Source organism: Metabacillus sp. KH_069 (genome assembly GCF_057838075.1).
Map to the genome: position 1 here is coordinate 771,688 of NZ_CM174460.1, position 22,695 is coordinate 794,382.

Consider the following 22,695-nt stretch of genomic DNA (forward strand, 5'->3'; position numbering starts at 1 on the left):
GTATTATAGATAAAACAGGTCTAAACTAAAAAATGTAAAACAAACCAAAACACTCAGGAGGAATTCAAAAATGAGTAAACATATATTAATGGTCGTGACAACGGCTGACAAAATGAACGAAGATCACGCAACAGGCCTATGGCTTTCTGAATTCGGTGAAGCTTATGCGGAATTTAAACATGCAGGCTTTGACGTAACAGTGGCAAGCCCGCATGGCGGCAAAGCGCCAGTTGATGCAAGAAGTTTAGAAGGAGAAACACCACAGGAAATTCTTGATACAGCTCAACATCTTGAAAATACTGTGAAGCTTGATGACCTGAAAGATGCATCTGCATTTGATGCCATCTTCCTTCCTGGAGGCCACGGGACGATGTTCGATCTTCCGGATAACGTGAAGCTTCAGGAATTAATCCGCGACCTATATGAAGCGGACAAAATTGTGGCAGCAGTCTGCCACGGACCAGCTGGTCTAGTGAATGTAAAACTTTCTGATGGCACTCCATTAGTTGCAGGAAAAGCAGTTACTGCCTTCACAGATGAAGAGGAAAGAGAAACAACGCTTGACCGCTTCATGCCATTCCTGCTTGAAACACGTATGCGCGAGCTTGGTGCAGACTTTGTCGGCGCTGCAAATTGGACAGACCATCTTCAAGCTGATGGACGCCTGATTACCGGACAAAACCCTCAATCCACAATCAGCGTTGCTAAAGAAGTCATTAAGCATTTAGCTTAAATTAATAGAGTGGAAGAAGCCTGTAAACTGCGGTTTACAGGTCTTTTAAAATGTTTCATTTCAAAAATAGCGGGAAGCTTATTTATGAATAAGCAGTGATAAAAGGAGAGAATGAAAAACATGAAAGCATTATTGCTGAACGGCAAAAACGAATGGAAGCAAATGAAGATTGAAGAAACGGAAACACCGTCACCGAAAAAAGGCGAGGTGGTCGTTGAAATTCATGCGGCAGGATTAAATCCTGTTGATTATAAAACAGGAACAAATGGAAACCCCAACTGGTCATTCCCGCACATTCTGGGACTTGATGCAGCTGGGACGATCCATGAGGTTGGCGAAGGTGTAACGGAATGGAAAAAAGGAGACCGTGTTGTGTATCACGGGGATTTCAATAAAAGAGGGGCTTATGCAGAATATGGTGTGACAACTGCTCATACGATTTCCCGCATTCCTGACAGCCTCTCATTTGAAGAAGCGGCTGCCCTTCCTACAGCTGGCTACACAGCGTACCAGGCTCTTTTCCGCAAGCTTCCTATGAATGCAATCCAGACAATCCTGATTCACGGAGGAGCAGGCGGAGTAGGCGGCTTTGCTGTTCAGCTGGCAAAAGCAGCGGGGAAAACAGTTATTTCAACCGCTTCTGAACGTAATCATGAGTATGTTCGCTCACTTGGAGCGGATCATGTGATTGACTATTCGTCAGAAGATGTGAAAAACAAAGTAATGGAGCTGACAAACGGACGAGGCGTTGATGCTGTTCTTGATACGGTCGGCAGAGACAATGCGACAGCATCTCTTGATATGATCGCCTACAACGGCCACATTGCTCATATAGCAGGAGCACCTGACTATACGCATGTGAAGCCGTTTACCAAGGTAATTTCTTTCCATGAAATTGCCCTGAATGCCATTCACCATCATAACGATGAAATCTCTGAACGCGACCTGGCAAAAATGGGCGACGAGCTTCTTCTGATGGCAGCAGATAAAAAAGTCTCTCCATTATTGGAAAGAGTGATCTCGCTTGAAGAAGTTCCGCAAACACTTGATGAACTTTCACAGCGTCATGTAAAAGGGAAAATTGTTGCGAAAATCAAATAATAAGGAGATGTGCAAATGCCAGCTATTACAATCACGGCTATTTTAAAAGCTAAAGAAGGAAAAGGAGATGCCTTGCGGACTGAATTAGGGAAGGTGCTTGCCCCGTCCCGCGCTGAAGAAGGCTGCATCGAATATACCCTTCATGAATCCCTTGAAGAAAAAGAAGTCTTTGTTTTTTATGAAACGTGGGAAAGTGAGGATGCATTGCAGCAGCACATCCAATCAACGCATTATCAAACATATCGGGAAAATACGTCCGATTTTATTGAAAGCCGTCAAGTTTTCAAATTGAGAAAAATTGTTTAATTCTATTTGAAAAGCACCGTTCTTCATGGACGGTGTTCTATTGTTCGAACTGATATAATAAAAGTATAAATTTTGCTAGGAATGATAAAAATTTTTATAGATAAAATGAAAGGACTCTTTGCGCATGATTGATTTCGAATGGTACCGCAGTTTTATCAGCATATATCAGCACCGCTCTGTATCAGCAGCTGCCAAAGCACGCATCCTCACCCAGCCGGCAATGAGCCAGCATTTAGCTGCTTTAGAAGCTGAAGTAGGAGAACCGCTATTTGTGCGGGCACCGCGTAAAATGATTCCCACTGAAAAAGGAAAAGAGCTCTATACGAAAATCGTGCCGCTGATTGAAAACCTGGAAAAAATGACGCTTGATATCCGATATGCTTCTGGCGCTGATTCTGCTGTTCCTCTAATCCGCATAGGCTCGCCATCCGAATATTTTACAAAAGGAGCGTTGTCAAAGCTTGCTCATTTAGAGATAAGAATGTCCGCAGTATTTGATGTAGCCGGTGTGCTCCTTAATGCTCTGCAAAAAGATGACGCCGACGTGATTCTAACCACACAGAAGGTTCAAATGGCAGGGATTGAGTATGTAAAAATTGAGGATGAAACATTTGTCTTGACGGTTCCTGGTCATTTTTCCGCAAGTGAAGAAGATGTACAAGATACAGAGGAGTGGATGAATCAGCAAAAATGGCTGAGCTATGGCCTTGAGCTTCCGATTGTCAGAAGGTTTTTCAGAGTACACTTCGGCAAACGTCCGGAAATCCAGCCGCATTATATTTTCCCGGATTTGAGAACCATTCTTGAAGCCATTGAAATTGGCATGGGAGTCAGTATCCTCCCAGAGTATTTGATTGCAGAATCGGTAAAAGCGAATAAAACAAAAGTCATGTTTTCGAAGCTCACAGTGGATAATACGATTTATGCTGCTTATAAAGTTGAAAATAAGGATAATCCGTATCTTCAGAAAATTATAATGGAACTCCAATCAAACAGAAATTGATTATTCCGAACTTTTCAATATCTATTGTCTGGTGGAACCAATTCCTATATACTTCTTACTATTATTTAAACTTTTATATTCTTGTATAATTTCAGTCAAGATGGTCTGATCGTTTCTACCTGGCAGCCGCTAAAATGCCAGACTACAAGAAGGTATGAACAACAAAGATGAGAAGATGTGAATTGTGTGATATGCTAATCTTTGATTATCCTGTGAGGCTAATCTTTGAAAAACGTATTGAACAGTGATTCCGCATGCAGGCTCTTATTCTTTCATACCTTCTGTCTTGCGGCTGAAGGTGTGAAAGAATAAGAGCTTTTTGATGATTATAAAAGAATGAATGCCAGCTGATGTTTACATTCTTAACAGCCAGAGGAGAGAGACAGATGGAATTGGTAAAAGGAACAGCGCTATTATTACTAGTACTTGGATTATTTTCATTATTCAGCTATAAAGCTCCAAAGGGCATGAAAGCGATGGGGGCGCTCGCAAACGCAGCCGTTGCTGCCTTTCTTGTTGAAGCCTTTCAGCGATATGTTGGAGGAGATCTTCTAAAGGTTGAATTTCTTGGAGAAGTTGGCGATGCTGCAGGAAGCATGGGGGGAGTAGCGGCTGCTGCTCTTGTGGCACTTGCACTCGGTGTATCCCCGGTTTATGCCCTGATGCTTGGCGTATCATGTGCCGGACTGGGCTTGCTTCCTGGCTTTTTTGCAGGCTATCTTGTTGCGTTCCTGGTAAAACTGATTGAGAAAAAAACGCCTGCAGGACTTGATTTGCTGGTGACAATTATCGTGGCGGCACCACTTGTGAGGTTAATAGGAAACGCCCTAACTCCAGTTGTGGATGCTACGCTTCTGAACATTGGCGGCATTATTACTGAAACAGCCAACAGCAACCCGATTCTAATGGGAATTATCCTTGGCGGAGTGATTACAGTTGTAGCTACAGCGCCATTAAGCTCCATGGCTCTTACAGCCATGCTTGGGTTAACTGGACTGCCTATGGCGATTGGTGCTTTGGCTGTATTCGGTTCTTCCTTCATGAACTATGTTCTCTTCAGCCGTCTGAAATTCGGCGACAGACGAACAACGATTGCCGTAGCGATTGAGCCTCTGACTCAAGCAGACATTATTACGGCAAATCCGATTCCGGTGTATGTGACGAACTTTTTCGGCGGAGCTGCAGCCGGTGTAGTTGTCTCCTTATTCGGACTTGTAAACAACGCAACCGGAACGGCAACTCCAATCGCAGGTTTAGCTGTCATGTACGGATTTAATGACCCATTAACCGTTACGATAACAGCCGCGCTCTGTGCTCTTGCCGGTGGGGTTTTCGGCCTGCTTGGATCGATTGTGTTTAAAAATTATAAGATCAAAACAGTTTCTGATATTCGTAAAAGCAGCGATCTTAAAGAAGCAGCATAACGAAAATAAGCTTCTGGGGACATCTTTCCTCAGAAGCTTTTTTTTGCTTCAATATGAAGCTTTTTCATTCTATACTGCAGGCTCTGCCGGCTTAAGCCTGCTTCTTCTGCCGCTTTTGAGATGTTAGATCCGTTCTTTTTCAGCAAGGCTTTAATATAGTTAGCTTCTGAACGGTCCAAGTGTTCTTTCAGCTTCAGGGACTCACTTGTTTCTTCATAAACCTGTACTTGGGAGAAAGCAGTTGTCCGCGTCTTTGATTTTGAGCGGAAATGCAGAGGCAGATGGTTAAGTCGGATCGTTTCCTCATCTGCAATGAAATTCATCGCTCCTTCAATCGTGTGCTGAAGCTCTCGCACGTTGCCCGGCCATTCGTAAAAAAGAAGATTATCCATGACCTCCTGATCAGCACGCTTTACATCCATTTGAAAAAGCTCATTATATTTTCGGATAAATTGCCTGATAAGAAGAGGAATATCTTCAGTTCTGTCTCTCAGCGGAGGAACAAAAACAGTCACGACACTCAGGCGGTAGTATAGATCCTTTCTCATGCGTTCATTCGTTATCGCTTCAATCGGATCTTCATTGATTGTCGCTATGATTCTTACATCAATTGGCGTATCTTTCGTATCTCCAATCCGCCTGATTGTTCTCTCCTGCAAAGCCCTCAGCAGCTTGGACTGCAGATGGGGATTCAATGAGTTGATTTCATCAAGCAGCAGCGTGCCTCCCTCTGCTTGTTCAAACAAACCGGGATGATCAATCGCTCCTGAAAAAGCTCCTTTTTTGGTGCCGAACAATAAACTCTCAATCAGACTGTCTGGCAGTGCCGCACAGTTCTGAGAGATAAAAGGAGCCGCTGAACGGCTGCTTCCGTTATGGATGCTTTGTGCAAAAAGCTCTTTTCCTGTACCGGTTTCCCCGACAATCAGGACAGATGACGCTGTGCGTGTCGCACGCTTGGCACTTTCAATGACTTCTTTTATAGCAGGACCTTCCCCAATAATACTTTCAAAGGTATACCGTGTCCCTCCCTTTCTTTTAATATTGTCCTTTATCAGCCTCTCGATCTTTGTAATATCTTTTGCAATTTCAACAGCGCCGATGATTTCATCGCCATCCATGATTGGAAAAGTGTTGTTGACGGTCGTGATTTCTTTTCCTTTGTTGTTGAAATAGGTTTGTTTAATATTCTTCGTTTCGGTGCCGTTCTGAAGGGCCTGCACGAGCGTGCTGTCTCCGTCTTTAGAAAACATGAAAACGTCCAGGAGATTTTTGTTCATGACATCCCGGCTGTCCATTGATTCAATCTGCATCATTTTTTTATTGTAGAGAATGGTGTGTCCTTTCTTATCAATAACATGAAGACCCACATCAATTTCATCAATAATGGATTTCATAAACAAATGCAGATTTTCTTTTTTCAGATTCATAGTTAAACCCCCTTTATCGTACTTTTCTTCCATTCTATCCTCTGATAGGCATTGCAGGCAAAATAATTTTGCGTTTTTGGCGCAAAAAAATTCGGCACTGCCATATTATTTTGCACTAAGAACCCATTGACTGCTGTGATAACAGGTTGGCACGGAACTTGCATTCTATCTTAATTGAAGAATCAAACTCAGGAGGAATGGCCATGACCGTCACATACAAACATGAACCGTTTACAGATTTCAGTAAAAATGAAAACATTCAGGCAATAAAAGAAGCGCTGGAATTCGTGAACTCTCATCTGAATAAGGAGTATCCTCTTATCATCGGGGGAGAGCGAATCACGACATCAGAAAAAATAACGTCTGTTAATCCGGCCTACAAAGCAGAAGTGGTTGGAGTCGTTTCCAAAGCGACAAAGGAATTAGCCGAAAAAGCCATGGAGCAGGCGCTGGAAGCTTTTGAAACATGGAAACTTAGAAAACCCGAAGCGCGTGCAGCCATCCTGATACGTGCAGCGGCCATTCTTCGCCGCAGAAAGCATGAATTTTCAGCTTACCTTATAAAAGAAGCAGGGAAGCCTTGGAATGAAGCAGATGCAGATACGGCAGAAGCCATTGATTTTCTTGAGTATTATGCACGTCAAATGCTGAAGCTGAAGGACGGTGTTCCTGTGCAAAGCAGAGGAGGAGAGCAGAACTCGTTCAGCTATATTCCACTTGGAGTAGGAATCGTTATTTCCCCCTTTAATTTTCCGCTTGCCATCATGGCGGGAACGGCAGCAGCGGCTATTGTTGCGGGAAACACGATCCTTTTAAAACCTGCTAACTCAACGCCTGTTGTGGCAGCGAAATTTGCGGAGCTTCTTTTAGAAGCCGGACTTCCAGCAGGTGTCCTGAATTACATTCCGGGAAGCGGTGCTGAAGTAGGAGATTACTTGGTTGATCACCCGAAAACACGATTTATTTCGTTTACAGGTTCGCGTGAAGTTGGCTGCAGAATTTATGAACGTGCCGCAAAAGTTCACAGCGGACAAAAATGGCTGAAGCGGGTCATCGCTGAAATGGGCGGCAAAGATACTGTTGCCGTTGATAAAGACGCGGATTTGGACTTGGCTGCATCTGCCATTGTTGCCTCTGCTTTTGGCTTTTCAGGGCAGAAGTGTTCGGCAGGATCTCGTGCGGTTGTACATCAGGATGTATACGATGAAGTTCTTGAAAAGGCAGTAGCACTTACAAAAGAGCTGACAGTCGGAAATCCTGAGGATGCGGGCTCTTATATGGGGCCGGTTATCGATCAGAGTGCATTCAAAAAGATTATGAGTTATATAGAAATCGGTAAAGAAGAAGGGAGACTTATGACAGGAGGGGAGGGAGACGATACAGACGGCTTCTTCATCCAGCCTACTATTTTTGCAGATATAGGCGAAAAAGACCGCCTTATGCAAGAAGAGATTTTTGGACCGGTCGTGGCCTTCTGCAAGGCAAAGGATTTTAACCACATTCTTGAGATTGCCAACAACACAGATTATGGATTAACAGGTGCGCTTATCTCAAACAATCGAGATCACATTGAACGTGCTAAAGAAGAGTTTCATGTTGGAAACTTATATTTTAACAGAGGGTGTACAGGAGCCATTGTCGGCTATCAGCCGTTTGGCGGATTTAACATGTCAGGCACAGATTCTAAAGCGGGCGGACCTGACTATTTGCTGCTTCATATGCAGGCAAAAACAACTTCAGAGACATTTTAAGGAGGAACATTTATGACAACTTTGACAAAATCTCAAGAACTCATTCAGCAAACATCCCAATACGGTGCAAACAACTATCACCCGCTTCCAATTGTGATTTCGGAGGCTGAAGGTGTTTGGGTGAGAGATCCTGAAGGCAACCGGTATATGGATATGCTTAGTGCTTATTCAGCTGTCAATCAAGGGCACAGACATCCGAAAATCATTCAGGCTCTTAAGGATCAGGCAGATAAAATTACGCTCACATCACGCGCATTTCATAACGATCAGCTTGGACCATTCTACGAGGCTGTTGCTGCATTAACAGAAAAAGAGATGGTGCTCCCGATGAACACGGGAGCAGAAGCGGTGGAAACAGCCATCAAAGCTGCACGAAGATGGGCTTATGATGTGAAGGGCGTTCCTGAAAACAGCGCTGAAATCATTGCGTGCATCGGAAACTTTCACGGCCGCACCATGTCAGCTGTGTCACTTTCCTCAGAAGAAGAATACAAGCGCGGTTTTGGTCCGATGCTCCCTGGAATTAAGCTGATTCCTTATGGTGATCTAGCGGCATTGGAAGCAGCCATTACACCAAGTACAGCAGCCTTTTTAATCGAGCCGATCCAGGGAGAAGCAGGCATCGTCATTCCTCCACAGGGATTCATGAAGCAGGCAGCTCAATTGTGCAAAGAAAACAACGCCATTTTTATCGCTGACGAAATTCAGTCAGGGCTGGGCAGGTCAGGAAAAACATTTGCCTGTGACTGGGAAGATGTGAAGCCTGATATGTACATTTTAGGCAAAGCTCTTGGAGGCGGTGTTTTCCCGATTTCCTGCGTTGCTGCAAACAAAGACATTCTCGGTGTATTCAACCCGGGGTCACACGGTTCAACATTCGGAGGCAATCCGCTTGCATGTGCTGTTTCTGTTGCAGCCCTTCAGGTTCTGGAAGAAGAAAAACTTTCAGAGCGCTCGCTTAAACTCGGTGCTTACTTTAAAGAAAAGCTTGCGGAAATCAACAATCCTTTAATCAAAGAAGTGCGCGGAAGAGGCTTGTTTATTGGGGTAGAGCTTACTGTACCAGCCCGTCCTTACTGTGAAAAACTGAAGGATGAAGGGCTGCTCTGCAAAGAAACACATGAGACAGTGATTCGCTTTGCACCGCCGCTTGTAATTTCAGAAGAAGATCTTGAGTGGGCAATCGAAAAGATTACGCGCGTGTTATCAGAATAACTAAATAAATACTATTCATATCAATGGGGTGGAATCATGGGGATTATTAAGGACGTACAGGCAGATAAAGAAAAAGAAAGCTTAAATTTATTTCAGTCGACGCAGACGATTATTAAAGAGGCCTTGAACAAATTAGGCTACTCAGAAGAATTTTTTGAGCTTCTGAAGGAACCTGTCAGAATGCTTACAGTTCGTATTCCGATTCAGATGGACGATGGCTCGGTAAAAGTCTTTACGGGGTACCGCTCACAGCACAACGATGCCGTCGGACCGACTAAGGGAGGAGTGCGCTTTCATCCCGAAGTAAGCGAAGATGAGGTAAAAGCACTGTCCATTTGGATGAGCTTAAAATGCGGCATTGTGAATCTGCCGTATGGCGGGGGAAAAGGCGGAATCATCTGCGATCCGAGAGAAATGTCACTTAAAGAGCTGGAAAGACTGAGCCGCGGATATGTCCGGGCAGTCAGCCAAATTGTAGGTCCCACTAAAGATATCCCTGCCCCGGATGTGTTTACAAACTCTCAAATCATGGCGTGGATGATGGATGAATACAGCAGGCTGCGCGAGTTTGATTCACCGGGCTTTATTACAGGCAAACCGCTCGTCCTTGGCGGTTCACACGGAAGAGAAACAGCAACAGCCCGCGGCGTGACCATCTGCATAGAAGAAGCAGCTAAGAAAAAAGGCATAAGCCTTGCAGGTGCCCGCGTAGTCATTCAGGGCTTCGGAAACGCAGGAAGCTTCCTGGCCAAATTCATGCATGACGCAGGTGCAAAAGTAATCGGCATCTCAGATGCATACGGTGCACTCTACGATGCAGAGGGTTTGGATATTGACTATCTGCTGGACCGCCGCGACAGCTTTGGAACAGTAACAACACTTTTTACGAATACCATTACAAACAAAGAACTGCTTGCACTTGATTGCGACATCCTTGTACCGGCTGCCATTTCCAATCAAATTACAGCTGAAAATGCGCATCAAATCAAAGCGTCTATCGTGGTCGAGGCTGCAAATGGACCGACAACGATCGAAGCCACTAGAATCTTGACGGAGCGTGGTGTACTTCTCGTGCCGGATGTGCTGGCAAGTGCCGGCGGTGTGACAGTATCATACTTCGAATGGGTCCAAAATAATCAGGGGTATTATTGGTCAGAAGAAGAAGTAGCGGAAAGACTTCAAAAAGTGATGGTTGATTCTTTCGAGAATACATTTCAAACCGCACTTGTCCATAATGTAGATATGAGGCTTGCGGCATATATGATCGGAAGCCGGAAAATGGCGGAAGCTTCCCGTTTCCGCGGATGGATTTAAAGTGAAAAGAGCCCAGGAGACAATTCTCCGGGCTCTTCTATATTTTTGCTTTAAACTTCAATGCCACAATACAAATGACGAGCCACGCGCCTCCTGCAGCAAACCCCGCAATGACATCACTTGGGTAATGCACGCCAAGATAGATTCTGCTGAAGCCGATTAAAAAAACAATGAAAAAGAAAGATGCCATAATCAATACCTTAAGACTCTTCTTTTTGACCATTAAAGTTATTAAATAGGCGAGAATACCAATAAATGAGAAGGAAACCATCGAATGTCCGCTTGGGAAGCTAAATCCGTCTTCTGTAATAAGAGGGTTAAATGTGGGACGGTCCCGCTTAAACATCCATTTCAGATAATAATTTAAAAGAGATGAACCGGATACTGCCACAATTAAAAACAGCCCTTCCCACCATTGCCGGTTGATGAAAAGTACAATGAGTGCGATGGACATGCCGATCATGATGCCGGTTACTGATCCCAGGGAAGTAATGCCTGCCATGATTTGACCAAGCATAGGGGTGCGCAATCCATGTATGTATTGGATGATTGGGTTATCAAATGATTTAAGTTCCATCTCAATGACTTCATCTGCAAATTCTATGAAAATAAAACTGAAAGCTCCAATAAGGAGGATGGAATACATAATAAATGTCTTTGACATTCTTTCTTGTGCATCATTCTTCATTGCAAAACTCCTTACCGTATTTATTTAACAAAATACCACTTTTGATCATTCGGCAAACATTCATGATGGTTTCAGGTTTTAAGAATGTGATTTAAGGAAAAAGAATATTACAATTGGAGGTGTCTCAGGTTGATTAAAGAACTTATTAAACGAATTCAGCTGCATGAAACAGGAGATCAGGCAGCGGTGCTGTCCCATTTCTTTTTACTATCCTTATTTCCGCTTCTTATTTTCTTGGTCGCACTGCTTCCTTACTTTAATATTGAAACAAGCAGGATGGTTGATATTATAAACCAATATGCACCTGCAGAAGCAGGGGGAATGCTTTCTGACCATTTAGAAGGGTTGATTAATGAACCTAACGGAGGATTGCTGTCATTTGGTATTTTGGCAACAATCTGGTCAGCGTCTAATGCAACAAATGCCCTTATCAGGTCGTTAAATAAAGCATTTATTGTGGAAGAGACACGTCCATTCTGGAAAATTCGTCTTCACGCAGTCATTATGACAATCGGTCTTGTCATTACGTTTGCCCTTACACTTGTACTGCCTGTGTTTGGAAGTGCCATTATCGGATTTGTTGGAAATTATTTTTCATTTGTTAGTGACAATGAAATTATTTTAAATGTGATGAGATTTTTAATCTCTTTTCTGATGATGTGTGCCGTGCTGATGGTTTTGTATTATTTGGCACCGAATGAAGAGATGACTTTAAAAGGTGTCTACTTCGGAGCAATCATCGCAACCATCTTATGGCAGCTCGTATCGCTTGGGTTTGCATTCTATGTTTCTCAGTTTGGAAATTTTAATGCTACATACGGCAGTCTTGGCGGTGTCATCGTTCTTATAACCTGGCTTTATTTATCCGGATTTGCCATTTTGATCGGCGGAGAAATCAATGCCATTAAGGTTTGTGAGAGGAACGGAAAGAAATGTGTTTAAGCCGTGCTGCAGGGACGACAGCCGTAGAAACAAAAAAACAAATTAACTATTGACATTAAATAATAAATGATGTTAAAATTAAAAATTTGATATATTTACCTTCATGTGGTATACTGTAAATAGATACCATATGGAGGTGTTTTTTTGTTCAAAATAGGCGACAAAATTATGTACCCAATGCACGGAGCAGGAATCATAGAATCTGTAAAAGAGATGGAGATTCAAGGTAAGAAACAGGATTACTTTGTGATACAGCTGTCCATCGGGAATATGCAGATTATGATCCCTCTGCAAAAACTTAGTAAGCTCGGAATTCGTCCTGTAGAAAATCAAATAAAACTGGAAGAAGTATTAGTTGTTTTTCATGACGGAGAATCAGATGAGCTGCTGCCTTGGAAAGAACGATATAAAACCAATATGGATAAAATAAAATCAGGTGAAATCCAGCAGGGGGCTGAAGTAGTAAGAGACCTCATGCGAAAAAGCATTGAAAAAGCCCTAAATACAAGTGAAAAACAAATGCTGAACAATGCAAAGAACATCTTTGTCAGTGAACTTGTTTTAATCAAAGGCTGTACGGAAAATCAGGCTAATGAAATGCTGATGACCAAGAAAATATCTTAAGCTCTGCCCAAAATAGTGAAAGCTATTTTTTTTTTGCTTTAAAACAGAAAAAATGATAAAAAGTAATTCCTGAGCATCACTTTTCCTCTGAGCACCTTGATGTGAACAGTCCGCATAATTCTTCAGAAAGAAGCTGATTCATTTCCCTTTTATTAAAAGAATAATAACTCCAGGTGCCTTTGGTTTCTTTTAAAATCAACTCTGCATCCAATAAAATCTTAAGATGGTAGGATAACTTAGATTGAGGCATATTGATCATTTCACTCAAATCGCCTACACACACTGTCTGATGCCGGCAAATGAGATGAAGAATTTCCAGCCGTTTCTGATCAGCCAGGGCTTTGAATTTTTTTTCATAGAGAGCAAAGGGTTCATTTTTAAATGTTTGTTCCATATTCATCACCTTTCATCAAGGATTAAAGTATATTCGCTCTGAAACAGTTTGACAATATTTTATCAATAGAAGTTGATTAAATAGAGTCTATTGGAAAATAAAAACCGTTTATCATGAAGATAAATGGTTTTTGTGTTGGGTATGGACTGTATGTAAGGTTAACAGCTGCTTCCGCTTTTCTTTACTATCCAGCTCCATCTCCAAGCCCCTCGGCCAGAACAAATTCCCTCAGGAAAGGCAGGACCCGGACTTTTCGGGTGAATTCTTATCTGTCTGCCCGAGTCTGAACAGGTAGGTCTGTTTAACACATTGTCCAGCTCCACCGCCCAACTCCTCGGCCAGAACAAATTCCCCCAAAAAGTCAAACCCGGACTTTTCGGGGGAATTTGTTCTGTCTGTCGGGTCTGAACAGTCGATTCCGCTTTTCGTTAATCCCACTTCACAAATGCCTCTAACAAAATAGACAGCAGAATTCCCATCATCAGACCGTTTGATAGGAGAGGTGAAATATAGACAGATAGATTCTGGAAGACTGCGGGATCTGTGTTCATGATGCTTACGCCGAGCAGTAGCGGTGCTGCAATCCGGAAAATGGTTTTTGAGTCAAAGCTTGTTCCTTGAATGCTTTTTAGTGCTGTGCCGAAAAGCTGCAGATACGCAACGAAAAGGACAGCGTTTCCGACTGTTATTGGAAGTGTAATGAGAATGGCTACGAGCGGCGGGAATATGCCAAGAAGGGTAATAAGAGCCCCGCCAATGAAAAAGGGTTTGCGTTTGAATAGTTGAGTGCTTTCTAAAAATCCGATCGTCGATGTAAAGGGTGCATATGAAACAAGGCCAAGCAGGGAGGCACCTACGGAATAAGAACCAGTTAAAAAAAACGATCTTCTGTATGAAGCAGAGTCTGGAACATCCTTATAAAGCTTTGCGGCTGCCTGAACGGAGGCAATTGTATTGCTGAGGTTCATCATGCCCCCAAGAAAGGCTATCAGGATAATTCCCCATTCAAGATTCGGTTTTCCAAGCGGAAAGAAGATGGAGCCCTGCCCGGTAACGGCGTGTATGGATTCTTCCGAAGGAAATAATATCAGATAGAGAATCCACCCAACAACAATTCCAAGCAGTATAGAGAAATTGCCAAGAAAAGCATTCCCTTTTATTTTTAAAAAGCTGACGAAAAAAACAAGGGCAATTGAAAATAAACTTACAGCAGCATTTAGTGTCCCGTCCGGTTCTATTTTCAGCATTCCTTTGAAGAAGGTCAATATTAATTGAAAAGCCAGCAGAAAAAGATACACACTGGCAACCATAGGTGTGAAAATCTTCTGCACCGCAGAAGTGAGGTTGAACGCAGCCAGAATAATCGTTGTCATTCCGGCAAGCAGTATGCCTGTAGCAATTCCTCCGCCAATTTGGGAAAAGCTCATCCCGAGTACAGAGGCTGACATGCCGAGATTTAAAATCAGCCCCCAAATAATCCCTGAGTGACCCTCCATTAATGGGTATTTGTGGCCAATCCACCCTTGAAGAAAGCATGCGAGACCTGTGAAGATCAGAGAGCTTCTGAGGGTTATGGCAATTTGATCCGGGGTAAGTTCAAATGCAGCTCCTACTGAGATAGGAACAACAATCGTATTGGCAAAAATAAAGAAGAGCCACTGAATGGAGGCAAGCGGCGTTGTTAATTTTGATAGTGTCATATTCTTTCCCCTTTTTCTTTTATATCTAAGAACAGAATGAGAATAAGATTGGAATCTTAAAGACGAGTCTTTTTGCTTGCTCTATGATTATAATAAACCATTTTTAGTTAACCAACTAATTCCCCGTCTGTGAGCGGCTCGCTGTCTACTTTGAGCTCCTCCTCATGAAAGCCAAAGACCACAAGAAGCATGATGATAAAAAGGATAACAGTAAATAATAATGATCTATGCAGCAATGGTTTTTCTCTCCATTTTTTTTCGTTTCCTATTATGCTATCATACAGTTAAATATATGAAAAATATTTATATAATGAATAAACTATATCATTTTAGTATACGAAGAAGGCAGGTTACATATGGATATCAGGCAAATGAAGTATTTTATCGCCATTGCGGAAGAAGGCCAAATAACGGCGGCGGCCAATCGTTTAAGAATGGCACAGCCGCCGCTAAGCCAGCAGCTGAAAGCAATGGAAACAGAGCTTGGTTTACAATTGGCGGAAAGAAAGGGGAAATCACTTGAGCTGACGGATGCTGGACATAAGCTGTATCAGCATGCGCTGAAAATAACAGATGCCATGGAAGAAGCTATGCTCGAAGTCAAAGAAACTGGAACAGGTAAAACAGGAAAGCTTTCAATCGGCGTAAATACGTTATCCAGCTATGACTTGCCGAGATTTTTGAGGACGTTTCAGAAAAGGTATCCTGATGTATCATATAAAATTCAGCAAAATGAATCCGCTCAGCTTTGCAAGCTTCTTAAAGAAAGAGTCATAGATCTTGCAATAGTGAGATTGCCGCTTGAAGTTGATGATTTTGATGTGATTTCGCTTAAACCGGAGCCTTTTTATTTTGTCACTGCGGATTCAGCTCATACGATGTCATCTTCTGTTTCGTTTGAAGATCTTACTGGAGTTCCGCTGATTATCCCAAGTACAGAAGGTCTTGGTTTATATAACAAAATTTCTTCTGCATTTTCGAGCAGAGGACTTACTCCAGACATTATGTGTGAGTGCTCTGATATTTCTATTCTCTTTGATTTGGTTTCCTCGAGTTTTGGCTCTACGATTGTGCCGGAAACAGTTGTGAAACTAAATTCACTGAAAGATTTAAATGTTTATCTAGTTGAAGACACAGAAAAACTCGGGGAATCAGGGGTGATTTGTCTTAAAAATCACTATTTGCCAAAAACAGCTCAAAACTTCATTGAACTTGTACACGAAGGGTAATAAGGGTATACATACGGAGGGGTAAAGATATGAAGAAACTATGGGTGAGAAACGTTGTTTTAGAAACGGGTTATAAATTTGACGAAAATCATATCGAAACAGAAACAATGGTTTTTGATTTATGCGTAGAAGATGGAAGGATTAAAGAAATAGCGCCAGCTGGAAAAGGGATAGAGGGTGAATGTGAGATCTATGATGCAAAAGAGGCACTAGCTTTACCGTCGTTTTCAGAAATGCATATTCATCTCGATAAAACCTATTATGGAGGAAGGTGGAAGGCGCCAGTTAAAGCCAAAAATATCTTTTCCCGCATCGAGGAAGAGCAGACACTGCTGCTTCAGCAGCTTCCGTTTGTTAAAGAGCGGGCAGAAAGAATTTTGCAGCTTGAGCTCATGAATGGAACGACATTTGTCAGATCACATTGCAACGTTGATCAAGTAATCGGATTACAGCATCTTGAATTTCTTCATCAGGCATTTCATACCTATAAAGATAAGCTGGAAGGTGAGATTGTCGCATTCCCTCAGCACGGCTTGCTTCGAAGCGGCAGTGTGCAGCTTGTGAAAGAAGCGATGAGAAATGGCGCTAATCTAGTTGGGGGAGTTGATCCTGCAACCGTTGATGAAGATATAGAAAAATCATTGTCTGCAATGGTGGACATTGCCAAAGAATTTGATGCCGGAATCGATCTTCATCTGCATGACAGAGGCCACTTGGGAATTTACACAATGAAGCGCTTAGTCAGTATGATTGAAGAGGCAAAACTTACTAAACAAATAACGATCAGCCACGGTTTTGGACTTGCTGCTTTAGCTGAAGGGGAAGCGCGGGAGCTTGCAGTCAGATTTTCAGAAGCAGGAGTCAATATAGCGTCAACTGCTCCGCTTGATTTTCAAATGCCGCTTTCATTAATGAAGTCACAAGGGGTGGATGTGTATTTGGGCACAGACAGTATTACAGACCACTGGGATCCATTTGGCACAGGAGATATGCTTGAGAAGGCAAATACACTTGCTCAATTAAATCGCTGGAAGGACGAGCGCAGCTTAAGTCAGGCGCTTGGCTATATCACAAAAGGAATTACACCGCTCTCAAAAGAAGGGAAACAAGTATGGCCTAAGGTTGGAGATGAGGCAAGCTTTGTCCTTGCAGAAGCAGCCTGTTCAGCAGAAGCTGTAGCCAGAAGGTCAAAACGAAAAGCTGTTTTATTTAAAGGCAATATCGTATTTGAAGCATAAAGACATATTTTTAAGGCTCAGGTTTATAACGTAATAGTGAAGTTGTGATTGCCTGGAGCTTTTTGACTGTTAATGGGTAAAGCGGTTACAATAGGTATCGTGTATAGACTTGCTTCTTAATAGGAGAGGGATTATGTAATGAAACGTATACTATCAGCTTTATTTTTACTGGCATGTGTTCTGTCTATCACTGCCTGCGCAGCAGACTCCGGCGATAACACAGCTGAAGGGTCATTAATGGTAAACGCAGATATAAGACTGCCAGCTGAAATCAGCAAAAATAAAGAGGAAACGCTCTCTGTCGAAGTAACACAAGGCGATGAAGCTGTAGATGATGCATCTGACGTACAATTTGAAATATGGAAAGCAGAGAGCAAAGAAGACAGTGAAATGATCAAGGCGGTACATAAAGGCAAAGGCATCTATGAAATCAAAAAAACATTCAGTGAAGATGGAGCGTATTTTGTTCAGACTCATGTGACTGCCCGTGACCTTCACGTTATGCCTAAAAAAGAATTCACGGTAGGAAAAGTTTCGGAAGAAGAATCTGGAAAAGCAGATGAACATGAAAAGACAGAAAATGCAGGAGATGACCACAGTCATCACTAACAGGTCAGGGTTTATCCCCTGATCTTTTTTTGTTTTCTTAAAAGATGAAAAGAAGGCTTACCAAGGGCAGCCTCACAATTTTCATTAAATCTTTACATAGAATTAATAATTATTTGTTACAATATTGAAAAGCAATATCGAAATCCGATATTAAGGAGGCGCATCTTATAAATGCGTGAATTCATTCTGGGAGCTATTAAAATTCACATTCTGTATCATGCAAAAATTGAGCCGATTTACGGTTCATTCATGATTGAGGAATTGCGCAGCCACGGCTATGAAATTGGACCGGGGACTCTTTACCCATACCTGCACAACCTTGAGAAGGCAGGGTTTCTTACTAGGGAAGATAAAAAAGAAAATGGCCGGATCCGCAAGTACTACAGCATTACAAAAGAAGGGGAGGATGCATTGGAAAAATCAAAAGCGATGCTGAGAGAGCTTGCCAGAGAAGTATTAAAGGAGGAATTGTAAAAATGCTTAAAACGTGGATTGAAATCCTGCTTGTGTCTACGAAGCTTGGGCTGACCTCATTTGGAGGTCCGATTGCACATTTGGGGTATTTCAGAGATGAATATGTAAAGAAGCGGAAGTGGCTTGACGAACGGAGCTATGCTGATTTAGTGGCTTTGTGTCAGTTCCTTCCGGGTCCGGCGAGCAGTCAGGTCGGAATTTCGATTGGAATAGTCCGGGGCGGCATGGTAGGAGGATTTTTATCATGGTTTGGCTTTACGATGCCATCTGTCATTGCCCTCATCTTATTTGCTTATTTTGTAACAGGCTTTCAAGCAGAAGATGCAGGCTGGATCAATGGTCTGAAGATTGTTGCCGTGGCAGTAGTTGCGCAGGCCATTTTAGGTATGGGAAAGAATCTCACTCCAGACAGGCCAAGAATTACAATTGCGGTCATTGCAGCTGTCTCCGCTCTTTTCTTTCCAACCGCACTTGGGCAAATCGCCATTATATTAATTGCAGGTGCTGCAGGCTATTGGATGTATAAAAATAAAGAGGTTCCAAAAGCAGAAAAACTGAATTTATCCATTAACAAGAAAACAGGTATACTTGCCTGGATCTTATTCTTTGGACTGCTGATTCTTCTTCCAGTAATCAGGCAAGTGTTTCCTTCGATTTGGACAGCTATGTTTGATACTTTTTACCGGGTTGGTTCCATCGTATTTGGCGGCGGACATGTTGTGCTTCCGATGATTGAACGGGAAGTCGTGCCGCAGGGATGGATAAGCGAAGAAATTTTCCTTGCCGGTTATGGGGCTGCACAGGCAGTTCCGGGACCGCTGTTTACTTTTGCAAGTTATCTTGGTGCATCAATGAATGGTTTCTCAGGCGCAATTGTTGCGACAGCAGCCATGTTTTTACCATCGTTTCTGCTTGTAGTTGCCATGCTCCCGTTTTGGAATACGCTAAGAGAAAAAAGCAGCGTCCAAGCAGCATTAATGGGAGTGAATGCAGCAGTTGTCGGCATTCTGCTTGCAGCCCTATACAATCCAGTATGGACTAGTGCCATACAAACAACCGGTGACTTTGCCCTCGCTCTAATAGCCTTTGCCCTTCTTGTCTATTGGAAGCTGCCGCCTTGGCTTGTGGTATTGGCAGCAGCACTTGGTGGAATGATTTTGCAGTACATCAGCTAAGAGGATATGAAAAGAGGAGATCTTCATTTAGAAAATCTCCCCTTTCTGATGCCGCTTTTCCTTTTTATGCAGCTGGGTCAACCTCAACTGCTTCATTTAAAACTTCTTCAGGAATGGAGAAGTTCTCAAGCTCATTCATTTCAGAGAATTGAGAGGTGATGGTTTGCTGCATTTCGATCTGCTGATCATTTTCAGTTATAAACATTTTGATGTCCATGTTTAATGATTTAGGAAAATAGGTTTCTTTGTCCAGTGTGTACGTATAATCAATTTGTTCAATGTCCATTTGCTCCAGTGCTGCCTGCATTGCAGGATCTGAGCCCATCATACTACCTGTAAGGCTCATCAATTTTTCACCATTGCCTTTCACATTTAAGATATATTCACTTTCGGTTTCTTCCATCTGGATATCATCTGCCATTTGCTCCAGCTGTTTGATTTGATCAGCAGGAGTCATCGTTTTTGGCTGATTCATCATTTCGCCCATACCTGGTCCAGCCTGCTTCATTTTCACCCAACCGCCTGACTGCAGATCTTTTATGTAAATGAATTCCTCATCCATATACATATCAATGGTATTCGTTTGGCCTTCAGCTTTCATTTGCATCGTCTGCTGCATGACGAGCGGATCTACATTTGTTTTCGTCTGCATATCAGCATTTGTTTCCGTCGTTTCTTCTCCAGATTTCATGACCATATTCAGTGTGCCGTCCATGGCAAAATTTTTAAGCTCAGCAGATTTTTCACTGGCTGCTGCCAATACTTCCTGAGAAGTTGCTTTCTTGTCTGTTTCACTTGTTTCTTTGCTTTCAGCTTCCGTTTCAGCTGTTTCAGTTCCTTTATTATCTTTTTCTTCATCAGCAGCGGTATTTTGACCGCATCCAGCTAAAAGCAATGCAAACAATAAACTGACAATCCATCCTGTTTTTTTCAAAATAAACGAGCTCCTCTCCATTTTGGTGATTCAAGGTGTACACTTTCTTAAACGATTAAAACCTTATAAAGTTTCACTTTTTTTCCATTACCTCCTGAATGTATTTGGAAAACATTTAAACTTTTCCCTTTATCATCCAATTCGAAACGCGTCATAAGAGAATGACAAAGATAAAAGGACCACTTATTAATGGTCCTTTTATCTAAGCTCTTATTCAGTTGTTTCATTCAATCCCCATGTTTTGACTCCGTCTGACTCAAAAATACCAAGGGTGACATCGGCAATATCAGGATCGGTATATAAGTGATCTCTCACCCGGATTTTGATATCATCTGCTACGGCAAGTGATAACCCGGGTTTTAGTTCGAGATAGCTTTCAACATGATATTTGCGGCCCTCCTGTAGAATGCGGAGATTTTTAATGTCTTCTACATCAGGATCAGCGAGAATCATTTCTGCAATCCGGTCTTCGACATCTTTAGGTGCAGCAACTCCGATTAATCCAATGGTATTTTCATACCCAATTTTAACGGCAATGCCTATCAGCAGTACTCCAATCAGCAGAGTACCTACACCATCTAAAACATACAAGCCGGTGAAATAAGACACTACAATTGATACAAGAGCTAATAATGCACCAAATGTAGCAATGATGTCTTCGTAGAAAACAAGTCTTGTCGGCGGAGAAGCAAGGCTTACATTTTTGAATGCATTTGCTGCAATGGCAAATCCTTTAGCTTCCGTTCTGGTCTCATGGGCAATTTCTTTCATTGCTTTTATTAGAATGAGACCATCAATAATAACGGCGATGACAAGAATGCTTGCATTTAACAGGATATTTGTGGTTGCCTTAGGGTGCTGAATAAGTTCCCAGCCCTTATGGAGTGTTTCATATGCCATAATGGAAATCACAATTACCGCTATCAGGACGAAGAGATTTACGACCCGTCCGAATCCTGTCGGAAAACGTTTTGTCGGAGCTTTTTCAGCAAGAGCGCTTCCGACAAACACAAAACCCTGGTTGATGGCATCGGCCGCTGAATGCAAAGTAGTGGCGAACATCGTTCCATTGCCGCTAATAAAAGCAGCAATTCCTTTAATAATGGTTAATGCCGTATTTCCGAGAGCTGCAATGCCTGATGATTTATTCCCTTTTTTAAGTAGCTGAAAAAACGTCATATGCCCACCTGCCAAATCATGATTATTTTTCTATAGTTACTATCCTTCAAACTAGCAGAAATTACTCAATTTCAATATCAATATTCGTGTTCCGGATTGGATCAAGCCGTTCTTTCCGGAGAAGGTAAAGTCTGTAAGAATGGCTGCAAATGACCTTCAATATAGCGTAGGTCGGAACGGCAAGTAGCATTCCAAGCAATCCTCCCATGCTTCCTGCAACAATCAGCAGCAGGATGATGGTCAATGGGTGAATATCAAGTCTCTTGCCCATGATCAGCGGCGAGGAAACATTGCCGTCGATTTGCTGAACAACCACAACGACGATGAGCACTTGTATGACCATGAAAGGTGAATCCAGGAAGCCGACGATGACGGCTGGAATCACTGCGATAAACGGTCCAAGGAAAGGGATGACGTTCGTCAGCATCGCAAACATGGCAAGGAGGATGGAATAATCTAGTCCAATGATTAAATAACCTATGTACATCATCACACCAACCACAAGACTGACAAGTGCCTGTCCTTGAATGTACGAGCTTAGTGCATGATCCATATCTTTTAAAATAAGCTTGGCTTCGTTTGCTTTTGTATAGGGCAAAAAGCGCAAAACCTGTTTTGGCGCATATTCACCATCTTTCAGCAAATAAAAAACAATAAACGGCACCGTTACAAAGATAGTTGCAATGCTTGTCAGAATTCCAATGAAATTAGAAACACGGCTGCCAATATTGCTGACATTCGACTGGAAATAGTCTGTAACAGAGGCTGTCATCTTTTCAAATGTCAAAATATCATTCTGTTCAAATCGGGCGAACCATTTATTTTCTCTTAGAGCGAGAAGATTATCCTGAAGGGTTTGCACAATCTGAGGAAAGTTTTTGATCAGTTCTTGAAATTGTTTCTGAATAACCGGCCCGATCAAGAACACAAGCAAAGTTCCAAGACCAATTACCAGCAAATAAATAATGATGATCGAAATGGTATTCGGAACACCTTTTCTTCCTAAAAATCGTACGATTGGGCGAAGCAAATAAAAGATGATTCCTGAAACCAAAAAGGGGAAAAACAGGGTCGTGAATATGATTTCAAGCGGTCTGAAAATGAAATCTACTTTAGTCGACAGCAGAATAATCGTTAAAAAAATAATAATTCCATATCCAATTTTAAAAATGCGGTCCTTCGGCAAATGACATGCACCACCTTTGATGTATTTCTCACTTCCATGAGTTTGC

The 22,695-nt window shown here is 42.3% G+C and carries 23 protein-coding genes and 1 riboswitch; of the genes, 15 read left to right on the plus strand and 8 right to left on the minus strand.

Features of this window, described 5'->3' with window-relative positions:
- The first annotated feature begins 70 nt into the window (after positions 1-70).
- From AC3ISE_RS03975 to AC3ISE_RS03995, 5 genes are all read left to right on the plus strand, one after another.
- Entirely contained in the window at positions 71-733 is a 663-nt protein-coding gene (locus tag AC3ISE_RS03975) for a type 1 glutamine amidotransferase domain-containing protein (protein WP_489223121.1), read from the plus strand.
- A 120-nt stretch (positions 734-853) separates the two neighbouring features.
- Positions 854-1,834, plus strand: coding sequence for a zinc-binding dehydrogenase (locus AC3ISE_RS03980; RefSeq protein WP_489224261.1), 981 nt, complete (start codon positions 854-856; stop codon positions 1,832-1,834).
- 15 nt (positions 1,835-1,849) lie between these two features.
- Positions 1,850-2,140: a putative quinol monooxygenase gene (locus AC3ISE_RS03985; protein ID WP_489223122.1), complete on the plus strand. Its 291-nt coding sequence runs from the start codon at positions 1,850-1,852 to the stop codon at positions 2,138-2,140.
- 124 nt (positions 2,141-2,264) lie between these two features.
- Positions 2,265-3,143 carry a LysR family transcriptional regulator gene (locus AC3ISE_RS03990; protein ID WP_489223123.1) on the plus strand — a complete coding sequence of 293 codons (879 nt, stop codon included), beginning with the start codon at positions 2,265-2,267 and terminating at the stop codon, positions 3,141-3,143.
- Between the two features lie 61 nt (positions 3,144-3,204).
- Positions 3,205-3,308: riboswitch (purine riboswitch) on the plus strand.
- 221 nt (positions 3,309-3,529) lie between these two features.
- On the plus strand, positions 3,530-4,567 hold the full coding sequence (locus tag AC3ISE_RS03995) for a PTS sugar transporter subunit IIC (protein ID WP_489223124.1): 1,038 nt from the start codon (positions 3,530-3,532) through the stop codon (positions 4,565-4,567).
- A gap of 29 nt (positions 4,568-4,596) precedes the next feature.
- Here AC3ISE_RS03995 and AC3ISE_RS04000 read toward each other — a convergent pair whose 3' ends face one another.
- A complete protein-coding gene (locus tag AC3ISE_RS04000; protein WP_489223125.1) occupies positions 4,597-5,997 on the minus strand; it encodes a sigma-54 interaction domain-containing protein in 1,401 nt (466 codons plus the stop codon).
- 203 nt (positions 5,998-6,200) lie between these two features.
- On the opposite strand from AC3ISE_RS04000, the gene pruA reads away from it, so the two are divergent.
- From pruA to AC3ISE_RS04015, 3 genes are read left to right on the plus strand one after another with little or no spacing between them, the layout of a single operon-like run.
- Positions 6,201-7,748 carry an L-glutamate gamma-semialdehyde dehydrogenase gene (pruA, locus tag AC3ISE_RS04005; protein WP_489223126.1) on the plus strand — a complete coding sequence of 516 codons (1,548 nt, stop codon included), beginning with the start codon at positions 6,201-6,203 and terminating at the stop codon, positions 7,746-7,748.
- Between the two features lie 12 nt (positions 7,749-7,760).
- The gene (locus tag AC3ISE_RS04010; RefSeq protein WP_489223127.1) at positions 7,761-8,963 is read left to right on the plus strand and encodes an ornithine--oxo-acid transaminase; all 1,203 of its coding nucleotides are present in this window, start codon (positions 7,761-7,763) and stop codon (positions 8,961-8,963) included.
- Positions 8,964-8,999: 36 nt separating this feature from the next.
- On the plus strand, positions 9,000-10,277 hold the full coding sequence (locus AC3ISE_RS04015; RefSeq protein WP_489223128.1) for a Glu/Leu/Phe/Val family dehydrogenase: 1,278 nt from the start codon (positions 9,000-9,002) through the stop codon (positions 10,275-10,277).
- Between the two features lie 37 nt (positions 10,278-10,314).
- Here AC3ISE_RS04015 and AC3ISE_RS04020 read toward each other — a convergent pair whose 3' ends face one another.
- Positions 10,315-10,965 (minus strand): phosphatase PAP2 family protein, encoded by a 651-nt coding sequence (locus AC3ISE_RS04020; protein ID WP_489223129.1) that lies wholly within the window; start codon positions 10,963-10,965, stop codon positions 10,315-10,317.
- A 129-nt stretch (positions 10,966-11,094) separates the two neighbouring features.
- On the opposite strand from AC3ISE_RS04020, the gene AC3ISE_RS04025 reads away from it, so the two are divergent.
- On the plus strand, positions 11,095-11,907 hold the full coding sequence (locus AC3ISE_RS04025; protein WP_070876150.1) for a YihY/virulence factor BrkB family protein: 813 nt from the start codon (positions 11,095-11,097) through the stop codon (positions 11,905-11,907).
- Between the two features lie 144 nt (positions 11,908-12,051).
- The gene (locus AC3ISE_RS04030) at positions 12,052-12,531 is read left to right on the plus strand and encodes a CarD family transcriptional regulator (RefSeq protein WP_489223130.1); all 480 of its coding nucleotides are present in this window, start codon (positions 12,052-12,054) and stop codon (positions 12,529-12,531) included.
- Between the two features lie 76 nt (positions 12,532-12,607).
- On the opposite strand, the gene AC3ISE_RS04035 is transcribed toward AC3ISE_RS04030, so the two are convergent.
- The 3 genes from AC3ISE_RS04035 to AC3ISE_RS04045 all read right to left on the minus strand — a co-directional run bounded on the left by AC3ISE_RS04035 (position 12,608) and on the right by AC3ISE_RS04045 (position 14,861).
- Positions 12,608-12,931, minus strand: a complete 324-nt coding sequence (locus AC3ISE_RS04035) for an ArsR/SmtB family transcription factor (protein ID WP_489223131.1) — start codon at positions 12,929-12,931, stop codon at positions 12,608-12,610.
- Between the two features lie 422 nt (positions 12,932-13,353).
- Entirely contained in the window at positions 13,354-14,625 is a 1,272-nt protein-coding gene (locus AC3ISE_RS04040) for a uracil/xanthine transporter (RefSeq protein ID WP_489223132.1), read from the minus strand.
- A 107-nt stretch (positions 14,626-14,732) separates the two neighbouring features.
- Positions 14,733-14,861 (minus strand): hypothetical protein, encoded by a 129-nt coding sequence (locus AC3ISE_RS04045; protein ID WP_263596905.1) that lies wholly within the window; start codon positions 14,859-14,861, stop codon positions 14,733-14,735.
- Positions 14,862-14,981: 120 nt separating this feature from the next.
- Here AC3ISE_RS04045 and AC3ISE_RS04050 point away from each other — a divergent pair, with 120 nt between their 5' ends.
- The 5 genes from AC3ISE_RS04050 to chrA all read left to right on the plus strand — a co-directional run bounded on the left by AC3ISE_RS04050 (position 14,982) and on the right by chrA (position 19,350).
- Positions 14,982-15,854, plus strand: a complete 873-nt coding sequence (locus tag AC3ISE_RS04050; RefSeq protein WP_489223133.1) for a LysR family transcriptional regulator — start codon at positions 14,982-14,984, stop codon at positions 15,852-15,854.
- Positions 15,855-15,883: 29 nt separating this feature from the next.
- Entirely contained in the window at positions 15,884-17,092 is a 1,209-nt protein-coding gene (locus tag AC3ISE_RS04055; RefSeq protein ID WP_489223134.1) for an amidohydrolase, read from the plus strand.
- A 138-nt stretch (positions 17,093-17,230) separates the two neighbouring features.
- Complete coding sequence (locus AC3ISE_RS04060) at positions 17,231-17,701, plus strand: FixH family protein (protein WP_489223135.1); 471 nt, start codon at positions 17,231-17,233, stop codon at positions 17,699-17,701.
- A gap of 171 nt (positions 17,702-17,872) precedes the next feature.
- Positions 17,873-18,175, plus strand: a complete 303-nt coding sequence (locus tag AC3ISE_RS04065) for a PadR family transcriptional regulator (protein ID WP_489223136.1) — start codon at positions 17,873-17,875, stop codon at positions 18,173-18,175.
- A 2-nt stretch (positions 18,176-18,177) separates the two neighbouring features.
- On the plus strand, positions 18,178-19,350 hold the full coding sequence (gene chrA, locus AC3ISE_RS04070; RefSeq protein WP_489223137.1) for a chromate efflux transporter: 1,173 nt from the start codon (positions 18,178-18,180) through the stop codon (positions 19,348-19,350).
- Positions 19,351-19,414: 64 nt separating this feature from the next.
- Here chrA and AC3ISE_RS04075 read toward each other — a convergent pair whose 3' ends face one another.
- The 3 genes from AC3ISE_RS04075 to AC3ISE_RS04085 all read right to left on the minus strand — a co-directional run bounded on the left by AC3ISE_RS04075 (position 19,415) and on the right by AC3ISE_RS04085 (position 22,649).
- Complete coding sequence (locus AC3ISE_RS04075) at positions 19,415-20,284, minus strand: DUF6612 family protein (protein WP_489223138.1); 870 nt, start codon at positions 20,282-20,284, stop codon at positions 19,415-19,417.
- Positions 20,285-20,494: 210 nt separating this feature from the next.
- Positions 20,495-21,463, minus strand: a complete 969-nt coding sequence (locus AC3ISE_RS04080) for a cation diffusion facilitator family transporter (protein ID WP_070876139.1) — start codon at positions 21,461-21,463, stop codon at positions 20,495-20,497.
- A gap of 61 nt (positions 21,464-21,524) precedes the next feature.
- Positions 21,525-22,649 (minus strand): AI-2E family transporter, encoded by a 1,125-nt coding sequence (locus AC3ISE_RS04085; protein ID WP_489223139.1) that lies wholly within the window; start codon positions 22,647-22,649, stop codon positions 21,525-21,527.
- Positions 22,650-22,695 lie beyond the last annotated feature (46 nt).

What these genes read in the sequence shown, in the direction of transcription:
- AC3ISE_RS04020 (WP_489223129.1), bottom strand. Translation starts at nt 10,965, where the DNA reads ATGAAGAATGATGCACAAGAAAGAATGTCAAAGACATTTATTATGTAT.
- AC3ISE_RS04050 (WP_489223133.1), top strand. Translation starts at nt 14,982, where the DNA reads ATGGATATCAGGCAAATGAAGTATTTTATCGCCATTGCGGAAGAAGGC.
- AC3ISE_RS04040 (WP_489223132.1), bottom strand. Translation starts at nt 14,625, where the DNA reads ATGACACTATCAAAATTAACAACGCCGCTTGCCTCCATTCAGTGGCTC.
- AC3ISE_RS04010 (WP_489223127.1), top strand. Translation starts at nt 7,761, where the DNA reads ATGACAACTTTGACAAAATCTCAAGAACTCATTCAGCAAACATCCCAA.
- AC3ISE_RS04060 (WP_489223135.1), top strand. Translation starts at nt 17,231, where the DNA reads ATGAAACGTATACTATCAGCTTTATTTTTACTGGCATGTGTTCTGTCT.
- AC3ISE_RS04055 (WP_489223134.1), top strand. Translation starts at nt 15,884, where the DNA reads ATGAAGAAACTATGGGTGAGAAACGTTGTTTTAGAAACGGGTTATAAA.
- AC3ISE_RS03995 (WP_489223124.1), top strand. Translation starts at nt 3,530, where the DNA reads ATGGAATTGGTAAAAGGAACAGCGCTATTATTACTAGTACTTGGATTA.
- AC3ISE_RS04080 (WP_070876139.1), bottom strand. Translation starts at nt 21,463, where the DNA reads ATGACGTTTTTTCAGCTACTTAAAAAAGGGAATAAATCATCAGGCATT.
- AC3ISE_RS03975 (WP_489223121.1), top strand. Translation starts at nt 71, where the DNA reads ATGAGTAAACATATATTAATGGTCGTGACAACGGCTGACAAAATGAAC.
- AC3ISE_RS04035 (WP_489223131.1), bottom strand. Translation starts at nt 12,931, where the DNA reads ATGAATATGGAACAAACATTTAAAAATGAACCCTTTGCTCTCTATGAA.
- AC3ISE_RS03990 (WP_489223123.1), top strand. Translation starts at nt 2,265, where the DNA reads ATGATTGATTTCGAATGGTACCGCAGTTTTATCAGCATATATCAGCAC.
- pruA (WP_489223126.1), top strand. Translation starts at nt 6,201, where the DNA reads ATGACCGTCACATACAAACATGAACCGTTTACAGATTTCAGTAAAAAT.
- AC3ISE_RS03980 (WP_489224261.1), top strand. Translation starts at nt 854, where the DNA reads ATGAAAGCATTATTGCTGAACGGCAAAAACGAATGGAAGCAAATGAAG.
- AC3ISE_RS04015 (WP_489223128.1), top strand. Translation starts at nt 9,000, where the DNA reads ATGGGGATTATTAAGGACGTACAGGCAGATAAAGAAAAAGAAAGCTTA.
- AC3ISE_RS04000 (WP_489223125.1), bottom strand. Translation starts at nt 5,997, where the DNA reads ATGAATCTGAAAAAAGAAAATCTGCATTTGTTTATGAAATCCATTATT.
- chrA (WP_489223137.1), top strand. Translation starts at nt 18,178, where the DNA reads ATGCTTAAAACGTGGATTGAAATCCTGCTTGTGTCTACGAAGCTTGGG.
- AC3ISE_RS03985 (WP_489223122.1), top strand. Translation starts at nt 1,850, where the DNA reads ATGCCAGCTATTACAATCACGGCTATTTTAAAAGCTAAAGAAGGAAAA.
- AC3ISE_RS04065 (WP_489223136.1), top strand. Translation starts at nt 17,873, where the DNA reads ATGCGTGAATTCATTCTGGGAGCTATTAAAATTCACATTCTGTATCAT.